We start from the raw sequence: 12,857 nt of genomic DNA on the forward strand, positions 1-12,857 counted from the left end.
GGCCGGCGAAGCTTCACGATAGGCGGCGAGATGCTTCGGGTGCATGAGGTCACAGATGAACATTAAACTCTTACATTTATAAATATTGACAAAATAAAAATAATTGTTAGCCCATGATAGCAGAGATTTTTCGCATAATCGCCCAATATAGGCCCTACACCAGTTAAAAAAAGAAGGGTTGGCGAAGAATCGCCGGCTCTTATATACTTCCAACGAACTTGGGGCGTTTAGACAGGCTCTCTGCAATAGGAAGTGGCCTGGTCGGGAGCATATCGACGTCCTTCGCAAGCCTGGATCTTAATTCCTCGACGGTCATCTCGACCTTGAGGGGCTTATTAGGCTCCGACTCGGACCTGACTACGACCGGGAATTTGTCCTTGCCCATTTCGGCGTCGCCGATCGTCACTACGTATGGAACCCACTCCTTGCCCGCATCCCGGACCTTCTTGCTCACGGTTTCCTCGCGGTCGTCGATGTCTACCCGGTAAGGTTTTAATTCCAAGGCGAGCTTGCGGCAGTGATCGATGTGCCGGTCGCTCAGGGCGATGACCCGCACCTGGGTGGGCGACAGCCAGACGGGGAGCATGGGCACGATGCCCTTTTCACTTTCCATGAACTGTTTCTCTAACTGGGCGTAGATGCAGCGCTCGATGGCGCCAGAAGGCGAGCAGTGCAAAATAGTAGGATACTTCTTCGAGCCGTCCTGGTCGACGTAGGTGATGTCGTAGCGCTCTGCGTTCTCCACATCGATCTGCACGGTCGATAGGGCGCTCGCCTTGTTCAGCGAGTCGATGAAGTTGAACTCGAACTTGAGGACGAAGTAGAAGAACCGCTGGTCCCACATCTCGATGACGACGGGCTTGCCGGCACGCCTGACCAGGCCCTCGATGAACTCCTTGTTCTGGTTATAGAAGTCCCTGGTGAATCTTATTGCTACCTCATAGTCCTTCAGGGTGAGCCCGATGGTCTCTAGAGTATTGATGCACATCTCGTACTGGTCGCGGAACTCGCTCGTGGCCCCGGCCATGTCGGTGCAGAGCGTGTGCATGTCCGGCATCGTGAACGCCCGGAGGCGGCGGAGGCCGACCAGCTCGCCCCTCTGCTCCTTCCTGAAGGAGTAGCGGGTGAGCTCGATCATCTTTAACGGTAAGTTCTTGTATGAGATGGTCATGTCGTGGCTCATTAAAAATTGGCCGAAGCACGCCGCGAACCTCAAGAACAGGTTCTTCTTGTCGGCGATGACCGTATACTGGCGTGCGGGGAACCGGTCGAGGTACTTTTTCAGGGTGGGGTGCTCCATGTCGTACATGATGGGCGTCTCGACCTCCATGGCGCCGTTCTTCGTCGCCTCCATGAGCACGTAATTTTCTAATAGATTCTTGACCATGCGGCCCTTAGGATAGAAGCGCATGTTACCCGGGTCGCTCCCGGGCTCATAATCCGCCAGCTCCAGGCGCCTCATGAGCTCGACGTGGGGCGGCACCCGGTCGACGGCCCGCTTCTTGGCCATCTCGTAGTCCACGAACGCCTTGAGCTTCTCGTGGTTCTCATAGTCGAACGTCTTCGGGTCCTTCATCTGGCCGTCGACGTCCATGATGTAGAAGTAGCTTTTTAATTTTTCCTCGTTCTTGATGGCCTCGGATACGACTTCGGGCTTCTCGCCCGCGCAAATATTAATCGTCGAGCCTTCCGGGACGATATTCCTGGAAAGCTCGGAGAGCGGGTGGCCCTTGCACCTGACGGTGAAGGCCTTATACCAGCCGAACGGCGAGCGCTTGACCTCGAAGTTCTTTTCTTTGAGCGCCGCCTCAAGCCCCGTGAGGACTTCTATGGCGGTTTTCGGAGATGAAAGGTTTGAGCTTAAGTGAGCGTAAGGATAGAGCATGACGCGGGTCGCCTTGACCTGCTCCGCCATCTTCACGATGGCCTCGGTGCCCTTGTCGATGACATATTTGGGGCTGGCCTCGTCGGGCTTTTCGACCGTGATGAAGGCCGCGAGCGCGTCCTCCATCCTGCCCGACTTCAGGTCGTCGGAGATCTTCTCCGCGACAGGGGTGCTTTTCTTGACCTCATATTCGATAAAGTCGGAATGGATGAGTAATAACTGCATTTTTCCACCTTGATATGGTAGTAGATAAACAACATATTCAGTTATAAAATTTGGGGTATCACCACAGAAGCCCGAAGGCCCCACTGAGATTTGGTACACCACAGTGGTCACCGAGAGATAATTCACCACAGTGGTCCACAGAGGCCACAGAGGACGATTTATTATTCACCACAGAGGTCACCGAGAGATAATTCACCACAGTGGTCCACAGAGGCCACAGAGGATTTTTAAAATATGTCACAGAGGCATCACAGAGGTACGCAGAGCCTATCAACTGGTCGGGGTCTGCGAGGGGCGAGCGAAGCGAGTCCCCTTCAGCATATAAAAGAAACCTCTGTGGCCACTGTGAACCTCAGTGGTGAATAATAAAAACCCTCCGTGACCTCTGTGGTAAAACCCATCGTGACCTCTGTGGTAATATCCAAAGACTTAATAATATTGAGCATCCATAAGTCAAAACACTACCGCTGTCAAGGTGGAACGAACATGAAGGTCCTTATAACCGATCCTATTTCCGACGAAGGCATCAAGATATTGAAGGCAGAGCCCGGCGTGCAGGTGGACGTCGAGACGAAGCTCACGAAGGAGCAGCTTATCGAGAAGATCAAGGGCTACGACGCTCTAATCATTCGAAGCGAGACGCAGGTCACGAAGGACGTCATCGGGGCCGCCGATTCATTAAAGATCATCGGCCGCGCCGGCGTGGGCATCGACAACGTCGACGTGCCGGCCGCCACCGCCAAGGGCATCATCGTGGCCAACGCCCCGGAGGGTAACACAATCGCGGCTTGCGAGCACACCATCGCCATGATGTTCGCCCTGTCCAGGAACATCCCGCAGGCGAACGCCTCGCTCAAGGGCGGCAAGTGGGAGCGCAGCAAGTTCATGGGCGTCGAGGTATTAGGAAAAACGCTGGGGGTCATAGGCATGGGCCGCATCGGCGGCGAAGTGACGAGGCGCGCCCGGTGCATGGGCATGGAAGTGCTCGCGCAGGACCCGTTCACCACGCCCGAGAGAGCCCGGGACCTCGGCGCGAAGCTGACGACCCGCGAAGAGATATACCAGAAGGCCGACTACATCACGGTCCACACGCCCCTCATACCCGAGACCCGGCACATGGTCTCCACGCCCCAGTTCGACATGATGAAGAAGGGCGTCCGGATCATCAACTGTGCCAGGGGAGGCATTATCGACGAGGCCGCCCTTTTAGAGGCGATCAAGTCTGGCAAGGTCGCCGGAGCGGCGCTGGACGTGTTCGAGAAGGAGCCGCCCGTGGGCAGCCCGCTGCTGGAGCAGCCCAATGTCATCGTGACGCCCCACCTGGGCGCGTCCACCAAGGAAGCCCAGATCAGCGTGGCGGTCATCATCGCCGAGCAGGTGCTCAACGCGTTCAAGGGACTGCCGGTCACCACGGCGCTCAACATACCGATCATGAAGCCGGAGACCATGGAGAAGATCAAGCCGTTCCTGCCGCTGGCGGAGAACCTCGGCAAGTTCACGGCCCAGATGGTGGACGGCCACATCAAGGAGATCGACGTCGTCTACAGCGGCGATATCGCCGGCAAGGACGTTTCACTTGTGACGCTAGCCGTGGTCAAGGGCCTGCTCGACGTGAAGAAGGGCGAGCTGGTCAACTATGTCAACGCCAAGGCCATTGCAAAGGACAATGGGATCAACGTCGTCGAGTCGAAGTCCGGCCAGGCGGGCGACTACACCAACCTCATTACGGTGACCGTAAAATCGGACGGCATGCAGCGCAAGGTGCAGGGCACCATCTTCGGCAACAATGACGCCCGCATCGTGGGCATCGACGACTACCGCATCGAGGCCATTCCCGCGGGCTACATGATCGTGACCATGCACAAGGACAGGCCGGGCGTCATCGGCAACGTCGGTACCATCCTTGGCAAGAACGACATCAACATCGCCGGCATGACCGTGGGCCGCGAGGCCGTCCGGGGCGAGGCCATCATGATCCTCAACGTGGACGATGCCGTGCCCCAGCCCGTACTGAAGGAAATGATCGAGAAGGCCGGGCTCTACGACGCCCGCTACGTGAAGCTGTAAAAGAAGCGGGGCTTTTAGCCCCCATTATTTTTATGTTTCTTTAATGAGTATTACAGGTTATCGACTCATGCTGGCTGGTATCGGTTTCACCACAAAGGCTCGATGGCCCGGAAGCCCACAGAGTTTCTTTTAAATGTTTCGCTGATGCGAATTCGAGCAAGTTACAAAGGCCACAGAGCCCGGTTCATTGGGTTATAAGGATCAAAGGATACAATGGCACAATGGAATGAACATGAAATCACTTTTGCCATAGTGCCATTGTCCCTTTTGTGTCTCTAAACCCAAGAAGCGGGCTTAGTGTTCCTCGTGCCTTGCATCTAAAAAATCTCTGTGGGCCTCCGGGCCATCGAGCCTTTGTGGTGAAAAAACGAGAGGGCTGTACATGAGTCGCAGGCCATAATAAAAAAGTTAAAACTTATCATTTTAATATTCCGGTGAAGAACATGACTTCCCAGGCCTCGTATATGGCGGCGACCGCCAGGATGATGGCCACGGGGATGAGGAGCTTAATATTGTCGGCAAGGGTACCGATATAAGCGTTAAGTCGTTGTTCCGCCGGTATCGATTTAAGGTTCAATAGTGCTTTGATCTGCCTCAGGCATGCAAAGATCGCCACCACGTAGCCTTCCCCTTCGAGGAGCAGCGTCAGGTAATGGGGCAGCAGCCTGCCCAGCGGAAGCACGCCGGGTACTGGCACGACGAGCATTATCCCCCACATCAGGGCCCGGATGAAGCCCATGATAGGTGCCCAGATGGGCAGTATCAGCGAAGGTATCGTGATCTCCAGGATCGTTCCCATGAACATGTTGGTCACGAACGTCACAGCTGCGGCGTATAAGATGTCACCCGAGTGATATGCGCCTGAAATGCCGGACAAAGGTCCCGAGTTCAAGCCGGCGGTCGTCAGGCCCAGTAAGTAAGATTGCGCCTGTGGGAAGATGAGGGCGATGATCGCCCCGACGATGACCAGCCCGAAATAGTAGGCGTTCGTCAGCAGGAACAGCTTCCGGTCTTTGGAAAATATTTCCTTTATCTCGTTGAGCAGCCCCATACGGTATTTCTCCATATCTGTGCGGCACGGCCGATCGTTTATCTGATATATAGTCAACCCGTCACAATATAAGATATAGCTTCTAGCACATATTTTCAACTTAACTTATTCTTCACGGGTATTACTCCTGCGCTAGAAATGCTTATATAGTTTAAAATGTTATCTATTTTTAACATTAAGTTGTTTAATTATAACATTATGTGAACATTAAATAACACGGGAGAAATAGTGATGGAAGATAACGCCGCTGTCAGGCTCGGGATCATTAAGGCAAGCATGTACCTCGGGTACCTGGTCATGATCGGCCTGGGGCTGGCTATGGCCGTATTCGACTGGAGTGACGGGAACGCGTCGCTCGCCATACTATTCTGCGTAGCTATCTTCACCGGGAACTTCTTCGGGTTCCTGGGCATGGAGAAGCCCTCGAAGGATGAAAGGGCCCGGAAGATCGGCACCTACGCCGCCACGTATTCGTGGTATATCACGCTGATCGCCATGTGCTTCCTTATGATTTTTGACATAGCCTTCGGGATGCGCCTGAGCGTGGCACGGTTCTTCGGCATAGTGCTGCTCGTGATGGTGATGTCGATGATGGTCATAAACGCCTATAAACAATACAGGGGTGACGTCGAATGACAGACACTAATGCAATAGTAAAAAAGAAAGAAGACACATATGATTGGTATAAGTTTAGCATGTGGATTGGCTCCATCATACTGGCCATTAACGGCCTGGGGCTCCTTATCTGGGATAATCTCGACGATGTCTGGGCTGCCAGCCTCCTGCTGGGGCTGTCGGGGTTCCTGCCGTACTTCTTTACGTATATCGGCATGCAGAAGCCGGTAAAGGATGAGCGGGCGAGGAAGATCGGCACGGCGGCGTCCGCATACTCGTGGTATGTCACGCTCTGCGTCCTCTGCTTTACCGGAATACTGGGGTATTTCCTGCACCTGGACATTGGCATGGCCAGGCTGCTGGGGATAGCCATCCTGACGATGATCATATCGATGCTGGCATCAAGCGTGATACTGGGCAGAAAAGGTGACATCGAGTAGGTGAAAGACATGGAAGGAAACAATCAGACGAAGAAAGCAGAAAATACCAACACTGCGTGGCTATATAAATTAAGCATGTTCCTGGGTGCGGCGGCGCTTATTATCGATTCGCTGGTCATGGTGTGGACCGGCACGTTCGACGACTACATTTTCGTCGGCCTGCTGCTGGGCCTGATGTGCATGATCCTGTCGTTCTGGCAGTACATCGGCGCGAGCCCCGAGACACGGGACGAGCGGATGCTCCGGGTGAGCACCTACGCGATCACGCTTTCATGGTTCTGCACCGTCATGGCGATCGGCTTCGCGGCGATCCTGGCGTACAACATGCACGTCCAGTATAACGGCGTGCAGGCCATGGGCTTTGCACTGCTCGTGGGACTCGCGACCATGCTAGGCTGGCTCGCCTACTACAATAACAAGGGCGACCTGGACCTTCCCGATTGAGGCATAGCAATGAGATCTTCGACCCTCGAATATATATTATGGATAAGCTCGACAGTGGTGTTCGTATCGCTGCTCTGGGTGTTCTTCCTCAACCGCATCGGCCTGATATCGCTCGTGGCCTTTGTTATCGGCATCATCCTTGTCGTGGGCACGCTCTCCCGATATAACCAGTGCAACAGCCCTGAGGACGAGCGTATGCGGAAGGTGGCCGCATTCTCCATGATGAACTCGTGGGTGTCGGCCGTTACGCTGCTGGCTATGCTGCTGGCCATACAGTACCTGAACTGGTGGGGCTATGTGCTGAGCGGCCTGCAGGTCATATGCCTGGCCATCATGGTCATGCTCATCACGTTCTATGGCTGGTTCGCCTATTATTCGAAGAAGGGTGACATCGAATGAGCTCTCAAAAAAGCACGGATAAATGGCGCTATATACTCGTCTCCGGCTTTGTGCTGGCCGTCCTGGGCATGCTCGCGCTTGGGGCCGACCTTATGCTCAACGTCCGAATATTGGGAGGCGTAGCCTGGCTCGGCATCATGATAGGGGTCGTGCTAATCCTGATCGCCAGCCTGCGGTTTAATCGAAAAGCCAAAATGGACGACGAGAGGACCTGGCGCACGCGGGCCTTTGCCGCGTACTGGACGATGATCATCGTTCTGGTGGTCATCTGGGCCCTCTGGGCGCTGCAGTACCTGAGTTTAATGGTGCTCGACGAGACCCCGGTTCTGCTTATATTGACTTCCACGGTGATCGTTCCGTTCATGGGCCTGACCGCGTATTACAACCACAGGGGGGATATCCAGTGAGCATCGCAGGCAGGGAGACCCTATGAGGACCCGCATCAAGGAGTTCCGGGCCCGATTTAATTTAACACAGGAGGACCTGGCGAACCTGGTAGGCGTGCGCCGGGAGACCATCGTTTTCCTGGAGAAGGGCAAGTACAACCCCTCCCTGAAGCTGGCCCACGACGTTGCGAAGGCACTGCGCTCCTCCATCGACGAGGTCTTTATCTTCGACGAGGCGGAAGGCGACGTCGTCGAGGAGCAGTAATCAAGGTCAGTTTTAAATCTAAAGCAGTCCTATAAATATCGATTGAGGCATCCACATGTCGGTCACACCCCGGGATAAGGCGGTCTTCGAAGCGGGTATCAAGCTCGGAGCCCTTTACCATCAGTTCGTCGGCTCGCCGATCAGCCCTAAAACCGTTGATAGCCTGGAAAAGGCGATCTCGCAGAGCATTTCGGTCCAGCCCTTTGTCAAGAGCATTACCGTACATATAGACCGGGATATGGTGATGGAAAACTTAAACTCGTTCGGCTACACGGAGCTAACAGGACCCATGCTGACGGTGGATGCGGTAATCAGATATGAGAATTACGAGGTATTTGCGGGCATGGCCCTGAAGGACGGGTACCCGCTGATGCAGGTTAAGGAAGTTAAGGAGGCATAAATGCAGTTCGTAGAAAGGATCAAGGGCATGTTTACCAAGCCCGAGGAGACTATAAAGGACATTCTGAAAGAGCCGAGGACCGAGGAGCCGCTGATGATCATCGGCGTCTACGCGATAATCGTACTTATTTCCGGCTATATCTCGTCGACACGCATGGGCATAGGCGCCGCCGTCTTAAACCTTGTCATATCGTTCGCTCTCGTTCTCATCGGCTGGCCGATCGCCACTGGAGTCGTCCATGTCCTGGCGCTGTTCCTGGGCGGCCAGGGCAAGTACAACCCCGATATGCTTAACGCCATCGGCTATACGTACCTGGTGAAGTACATACCGGCGCTCATAGGCATCGTGCTATTGTTATTTTTGCCCACGATGAACCTGGGCATGCCGCAGATCACGCCCACCATGTCCATGGACCAGATCAAGGAGGCCATGCAGCCGTACATCGCCATGATGGAGCAGATATACTTTAGCCCCATCTTTATATTGAGCCTGGTGATCAGCTATCTGGGGCTGATCTGGTCGTGCTATCTTGGCTCCCTGGCAGTGAAGATAGGCGATAAGACGTCGGCCGTGGCATCGTATATAGCGGTGTTCGCGCCGATGGTCGTCTACATCATATTCAACCTGCTGGCCGTATACGGCTCGTATCTGCTCGTTAAGATGCTTTACGGCTGAGCGGGCCATTTTCTCTTTTTTAAAAAAGTTAATAGCTTTTCGTGCATATGTAGCCTTATGGCAGATATCTCTTCCACGCCCGACCTTCGGAAAAAGCTGAGCGATATCAAAATACATCATTCTCATGACGAGGCCGTAGCCCTCATCGAGGCCATGCTGAAGGAAGAGTACGCCAGGCTGGAGCCCGCTATAAAAACGGAGCGGGAAGCGTATTTGAAGATGAACGTAGACGATGCGGCGCAGCAGAACGACATTGCCGACCTGCGCCTGGCCGCCGTGGAGGCTTACCAGCCCTCGTACGTCATTGAGAACTTTTTAACGGGCATGGGCGTGGACATTCTGCCGCTATTGCCTGAATACGAGGGCAGGTTCGAGGTCTCCGCCCGTAACGGCGAGGGATGGATAATGTCGGTGGCAAGCCTGAATGAGAACGCCATGAGGACGCTCGGCGGCCATTGCAACGTGGTGGGCGACGTCATCGTGCTGGAACGGCTGCTGTACGACCACACGTACCTGGCGGCCGTGATGAAGCTCACCGACGATTATGAGCCAGGTAAGCAGTCCTATGTGGAGTTCGACTTTTACACGGTCGTCTTCGACGAGGAAGTCCAGGCCCTTGTGAAGGTGCCGCTGGACTCGAAATAATTTAGACTTTTACCAGCACGTCGTTGCCTTCGACTTTTACCTCGTAGGTGACGAGCGGGCCATTTTCGATCGACAGGGGCTTACCGGTAGTCACGTCGAACTTCGAGCTGTGCTCCGGACAGGTGATGATGCTCCCCTCCAGGCTGCCGTTCGAGAGGCGTGCGCTCATGTGGGGACAGGAGTCCTCGAAAGCGTAGTAGCTGCCGCCGATGTTGGCGACCGCGATGCTCTTCCCTTCCTTGTAGTAGTTCTTTACCTGCCCGGGATGGACGCCGTCCTTTTTCGTGACATGTATAAATTCGGGCATATTATTGTATCTCCTTATATTGGCTTGAACCTGTTGAGCAGGAGCGAGTTCGATACCACCGAGACGGAGCTGAACGCCATGGCCGCCGCGGCGATGATGGGGTTCAGCAGGACGTGGAACCAGGGGTAGAGGATACCGGCGGCGATGGGTATGCCGATGACGTTGTAGAAGAATGCCCAGAAGAGGTTCGTGCGTATCGTCCGTATGGTGGCCCGGCTTAATTTTATCGCGGTGACGACGCTGCGCAGGTCGCCGCTCATTAGCGTTATGTCCGAGGACTCGATGGCGATGTCGGTGCCCGTGCCGATGGCTATGCCGGTGTTGGCCTGGGCCAGTGCCGGGGCGTCGTTGATGCCGTCGCCTACCATGGCGACGTTCTTGCCTTCGGCCTGGAGATTCTTGACCACCTCGGCCTTATCCTGGGGCAGCACCTCGGCGAGGACCCGGCCGATGCCGACCTGTTTAGCGATGGCATCCGCCGTCTTACGGTTATCGCCCGTAACCATGATGGTCTCGATGCCGAGTTTCTTAAATTCATCGATGGCCTCCCTCGAGCCCTCCTTGATAGTATCGGCGACGGCCACGACCCCGGCGGGCTTATCGTCAACGGACACGTACATTGGCGTCTTGCCTTCGGCCGACAGCCTTTCGAAGGCCTTCTGCATCTCCTCCAGGGGCACCTCCTCGAACTCCATGAGCTTTGCGTTGCCCACCATGACGATGCGCCCGTCCACCTGGGCGACGATGCCCTTGCCGGGGACTGCGTCGAACTTCGTGGCGTCGTTGAGAGGTATATTCTTGGCGTTTGCGCCCTTGACTATAGCCTCGCCTAGCGGGTGCTCCGAGCCCTTTTCGGCGGAGCCCGCATAGTGGACGACGTCGGCTTCCGTGAAGCCGGGCATCGGAACGACGTCGACCAGCGAGGGCTCGCCCTTCGTGATGGTCCCGGTCTTGTCCAGCACGATGGCATTTATGCGGTAAGCGTTCTCCAGGCTTTCGCCGCCCTTGATGAGGATGCCGTACTGGGCGCCCTTGCCCGTGCCCACCATGATGGCGGTTGGCGTGGCCAGGCCCATTGCGCAGGGGCAGGCGATGATGAGGACGGAGATGAAGTTCAGCAGGGCGAACAGCGGCTCTCCGCCGATGAAGTACCAGGCCAGGAACGTGATGATAGCCAGGCCGATGACGACCGGCACAAAGACTGCGGCGACCTGGTCGGCCAGGCGCTGGATGGGGGCCTTGCTGCCCTGGGCCTCCTCGACGAGTTTTATGATCTGCGACAGGACGGTGTCCCGGCCCACTTTTGTGGCCACGAACCGGAAAGATCCGGTCTTGTTGATAGTGGCGCCAATGACGTTGTCCCCCTCCTTTTTGGAGGCGGGGATGGGCTCGCCGTTGATCATGGACTCGTCCACGGACGAGTAGCCCTCCGTGACCACGCCGTCCACGGGTATCTTCTCGCCCGGCCGGACGAGGATTGTATCGCCGACTTTGACGTCTTCGACCGGGATATCCTCCTCCGTATGGTCATGGATGACCCGGGCCGTCTTCGCCCTTAATCCGGTAAGCCGGCGGATGGCCTCGGAGGTCTGTCCCTTCGCCCGGGCCTCGAGCAGCCTGCCCAATAAGATCAAAGCGATGATCATCGTCGAGGTATCGTAGTACGTGGAGGGCATGGTGCCGCCGACCATGACGAGGCCCGGGAAGAAGGTGGCGACAACACTGTAGAAGTAAGCGGCGCTCGTGCCCACGGCTATGAGCACGTTCATGTCGGCGGCGCCGTGCTTCAGCGCCGCATAGGCGCCCCGGTAGAACCGCCAGCCGATGACGAATTGCACGGGCGTGGCCAGTATGAAGGAAATGTACGTGATCCATTCCATGGGCCAGGATTTGATGACTGGCAGGGAGGAGCCGAAGAACATAAGGCCCATGATGACAGCCGAGGCGACGGCGCTGAGGGCGAAGCTGAGCGCGAGGTCGCTCATCTCTTTTTTTCTCGCAACCCGCTCGGTGTCCACGAATTCCTTCTCGGTCTTCGTCTCGATCACCGTATAGCCGGCGTCGGCGATGGCCCTCTTCAACTCGGGCAGCGTGACCTCGGTCGGGCTGTATTTTATCGTCGCGCGCTCTGTCGCCAGGTTAACGGAAACGTCTATGACGCCATCCTTTTCCAGGAGAGCGTCCTCGATACGCTTGACGCAGGAGGCGCAGGTCATGCCCTGGATGGGGAGCGTGACCGTCTCGACCATGACGCCATAGCCCGCGTCCCTGACGGCGTTGACCATGTCGTTGATGGATATTTTCGACGGGTCGTATGTGACCGTGGCCTTCTCGTTGGCCAGGTTGACGTTCGCTTCGGATACGCCCCTCTGCTCCTGGAGCGCGTTCTCAACGCGCTTGACGCAGGAGGCACAGGTCATTCCAGTGACCTTTAGTACCGCCTTCTTAGCAGGCGTTTCGGCTATAACCATTCACCATATGATTATCGGCGCCGTTTTTATAAATACTTTAGAGCCCCAGATGGGACTTCTGGAAGATGCGGGCGCACTCCTCGCTGCAAAAATAGCGGTATCTCTTGCCGTCCCCCAGCTTGAAAACGACGATGGCCTTATCAGTGGGCACGTCCCGGCCGCATATCGGGTCCTTCTCGATCATGCTAAAAGTTTTCTACTCGCCCATATTTATGTCGGCTTCTCGCTTACGGTGGTTATTTTATCTTCCAGGCCTATTTTAATATATGAACAGGCTGGCGGGAGAGAGCAGCAGTTACCTGAAAAGCGCGGCTGGCCAGCCGGTGGACTGGTATCCGTGGTGCGACGAGGCGTTCAAAAAGGCGAAAAGAGAGGACAAAACAGTATTGCTGTCCATCGGCGCGGTCTGGTGCCACTGGTGCCACGTCATGGACCGCGAGTCCTACGAGGACCCCGAGGTCGCCAAGATCGTCAACGAGCATTTCGTGGCGGTCAAGGTCGATCGCGACGAGCGGCCTGACGTGGACGCGCGCTACCAGGCGGCGGTCTCGGCCATCGGCGGGCAGGGCGGCTGGCCGCTGA

At 55.8% G+C, this 12,857-nt stretch carries 16 protein-coding genes; 11 read left to right on the forward strand and 5 right to left on the reverse strand.

Features of this window, described 5'->3' with window-relative positions:
- Nucleotides 1-199: 199 nt before the first annotated feature.
- On the reverse strand, nt 200-2,110 hold the full coding sequence (locus VMC84_RS07115) for a threonine--tRNA ligase (protein WP_325379289.1): 1,911 nt from the start codon (nt 2,108-2,110) through the stop codon (nt 200-202).
- Nucleotides 2,111-2,596: 486 nt separating this feature from the next.
- Here VMC84_RS07115 and serA point away from each other — a divergent pair, with 486 nt between their 5' ends.
- Nucleotides 2,597-4,177: a phosphoglycerate dehydrogenase gene (serA, locus tag VMC84_RS07120; RefSeq protein WP_325379290.1), complete on the forward strand. Its 1,581-nt coding sequence runs from the start codon at nt 2,597-2,599 to the stop codon at nt 4,175-4,177.
- Nucleotides 4,178-4,595: 418 nt separating this feature from the next.
- On the opposite strand, the gene VMC84_RS07125 is transcribed toward serA, so the two are convergent.
- On the reverse strand, nt 4,596-5,243 hold the full coding sequence (locus VMC84_RS07125; protein WP_325379291.1) for a hypothetical protein: 648 nt from the start codon (nt 5,241-5,243) through the stop codon (nt 4,596-4,598).
- 216 nt (nt 5,244-5,459) lie between these two features.
- Here VMC84_RS07125 and VMC84_RS07130 point away from each other — a divergent pair, with 216 nt between their 5' ends.
- From VMC84_RS07130 to VMC84_RS07170, 9 genes are read left to right on the forward strand one after another with little or no spacing between them, the layout of a single operon-like run.
- Nucleotides 5,460-5,864, forward strand: a complete 405-nt coding sequence (locus VMC84_RS07130) for a DUF2178 domain-containing protein (RefSeq protein WP_325379292.1) — start codon at nt 5,460-5,462, stop codon at nt 5,862-5,864.
- Nucleotides 5,861-6,283, forward strand: a complete 423-nt coding sequence (locus VMC84_RS07135) for a hypothetical protein (RefSeq protein WP_325379293.1) — start codon at nt 5,861-5,863, stop codon at nt 6,281-6,283. Before VMC84_RS07130 ends, VMC84_RS07135 begins: the two co-directional genes overlap by 4 nt.
- A 9-nt stretch (nt 6,284-6,292) precedes the next feature.
- Complete coding sequence (locus tag VMC84_RS07140; RefSeq protein WP_325379294.1) at nt 6,293-6,727, forward strand: hypothetical protein; 435 nt, start codon at nt 6,293-6,295, stop codon at nt 6,725-6,727.
- A gap of 9 nt (nt 6,728-6,736) precedes the next feature.
- Nucleotides 6,737-7,126, forward strand: coding sequence for a hypothetical protein (locus VMC84_RS07145; RefSeq protein ID WP_325379295.1), 390 nt, complete (start codon nt 6,737-6,739; stop codon nt 7,124-7,126).
- Nucleotides 7,123-7,533, forward strand: coding sequence for a hypothetical protein (locus VMC84_RS07150; protein ID WP_325379296.1), 411 nt, complete (start codon nt 7,123-7,125; stop codon nt 7,531-7,533). Before VMC84_RS07145 ends, VMC84_RS07150 begins: the two co-directional genes overlap by 4 nt.
- 22 nt (nt 7,534-7,555) lie before the next feature.
- Complete coding sequence (locus tag VMC84_RS07155; RefSeq protein ID WP_325379297.1) at nt 7,556-7,777, forward strand: helix-turn-helix transcriptional regulator; 222 nt, start codon at nt 7,556-7,558, stop codon at nt 7,775-7,777.
- A gap of 55 nt (nt 7,778-7,832) precedes the next feature.
- Nucleotides 7,833-8,177, forward strand: a complete 345-nt coding sequence (locus VMC84_RS07160) for a dihydroneopterin aldolase family protein (RefSeq protein WP_325379298.1) — start codon at nt 7,833-7,835, stop codon at nt 8,175-8,177.
- Nucleotides 8,178-8,852 carry a YIP1 family protein gene (locus tag VMC84_RS07165; RefSeq protein ID WP_325379299.1) on the forward strand — a complete coding sequence of 225 codons (675 nt, stop codon included), beginning with the start codon at nt 8,178-8,180 and terminating at the stop codon, nt 8,850-8,852.
- Between the two features lie 57 nt (nt 8,853-8,909).
- Nucleotides 8,910-9,497, forward strand: coding sequence for a hypothetical protein (locus tag VMC84_RS07170; protein ID WP_325379300.1), 588 nt, complete (start codon nt 8,910-8,912; stop codon nt 9,495-9,497).
- Nucleotide 9,498: 1 nt separating this feature from the next.
- Here VMC84_RS07170 and VMC84_RS07175 read toward each other — a convergent pair whose 3' ends face one another.
- The 3 genes from VMC84_RS07175 to VMC84_RS07185 are packed head-to-tail and all read right to left on the reverse strand — an operon-like array spanning nt 9,499 to nt 12,459.
- On the reverse strand, nt 9,499-9,804 hold the full coding sequence (locus VMC84_RS07175; protein WP_325379301.1) for a Rieske (2Fe-2S) protein: 306 nt from the start codon (nt 9,802-9,804) through the stop codon (nt 9,499-9,501).
- A gap of 14 nt (nt 9,805-9,818) precedes the next feature.
- Nucleotides 9,819-12,275 carry a heavy metal translocating P-type ATPase gene (locus tag VMC84_RS07180; RefSeq protein WP_325379302.1) on the reverse strand — a complete coding sequence of 819 codons (2,457 nt, stop codon included), beginning with the start codon at nt 12,273-12,275 and terminating at the stop codon, nt 9,819-9,821.
- Between the two features lie 37 nt (nt 12,276-12,312).
- Entirely contained in the window at nt 12,313-12,459 is a 147-nt protein-coding gene (locus VMC84_RS07185; protein ID WP_325379303.1) for a hypothetical protein, read from the reverse strand.
- 82 nt (nt 12,460-12,541) lie between these two features.
- Here VMC84_RS07185 and VMC84_RS07190 point away from each other — a divergent pair.
- Nucleotides 12,542-12,857: DUF255 domain-containing protein (locus VMC84_RS07190; protein ID WP_325379304.1), on the forward strand; the 316-nt coding region annotated here is incomplete at its 3' end.

This window comes from Methanocella sp., assembly GCF_035506375.1.
Taxonomy (GTDB): Archaea; Halobacteriota; Methanocellia; order Methanocellales; family Methanocellaceae; genus Methanocella.

Bases quoted from the DNA above. Each gene is read 5' to 3' on its own strand.
- VMC84_RS07185 (WP_325379303.1), bottom strand. From the start codon at position 12,459: ATGATCGAGAAGGACCCGATATGCGGCCGGGACGTGCCCACTGATAAG.
- VMC84_RS07115 (WP_325379289.1), bottom strand. From the start codon at position 2,110: ATGCAGTTATTACTCATCCATTCCGACTTTATCGAATATGAGGTCAAG.
- VMC84_RS07175 (WP_325379301.1), bottom strand. From the start codon at position 9,804: ATGCCCGAATTTATACATGTCACGAAAAAGGACGGCGTCCATCCCGGG.
- VMC84_RS07160 (WP_325379298.1), top strand. From the start codon at position 7,833: ATGTCGGTCACACCCCGGGATAAGGCGGTCTTCGAAGCGGGTATCAAG.
- VMC84_RS07145 (WP_325379295.1), top strand. From the start codon at position 6,737: ATGAGATCTTCGACCCTCGAATATATATTATGGATAAGCTCGACAGTG.
- VMC84_RS07155 (WP_325379297.1), top strand. From the start codon at position 7,556: ATGAGGACCCGCATCAAGGAGTTCCGGGCCCGATTTAATTTAACACAG.
- VMC84_RS07150 (WP_325379296.1), top strand. From the start codon at position 7,123: ATGAGCTCTCAAAAAAGCACGGATAAATGGCGCTATATACTCGTCTCC.
- VMC84_RS07125 (WP_325379291.1), bottom strand. From the start codon at position 5,243: ATGGAGAAATACCGTATGGGGCTGCTCAACGAGATAAAGGAAATATTT.
- VMC84_RS07130 (WP_325379292.1), top strand. From the start codon at position 5,460: ATGGAAGATAACGCCGCTGTCAGGCTCGGGATCATTAAGGCAAGCATG.
- serA (WP_325379290.1), top strand. From the start codon at position 2,597: ATGAAGGTCCTTATAACCGATCCTATTTCCGACGAAGGCATCAAGATA.
- VMC84_RS07165 (WP_325379299.1), top strand. From the start codon at position 8,178: ATGCAGTTCGTAGAAAGGATCAAGGGCATGTTTACCAAGCCCGAGGAG.
- VMC84_RS07180 (WP_325379302.1), bottom strand. From the start codon at position 12,275: ATGGTTATAGCCGAAACGCCTGCTAAGAAGGCGGTACTAAAGGTCACT.
- VMC84_RS07170 (WP_325379300.1), top strand. From the start codon at position 8,910: ATGGCAGATATCTCTTCCACGCCCGACCTTCGGAAAAAGCTGAGCGAT.
- VMC84_RS07140 (WP_325379294.1), top strand. From the start codon at position 6,293: ATGGAAGGAAACAATCAGACGAAGAAAGCAGAAAATACCAACACTGCG.
- VMC84_RS07135 (WP_325379293.1), top strand. From the start codon at position 5,861: ATGACAGACACTAATGCAATAGTAAAAAAGAAAGAAGACACATATGAT.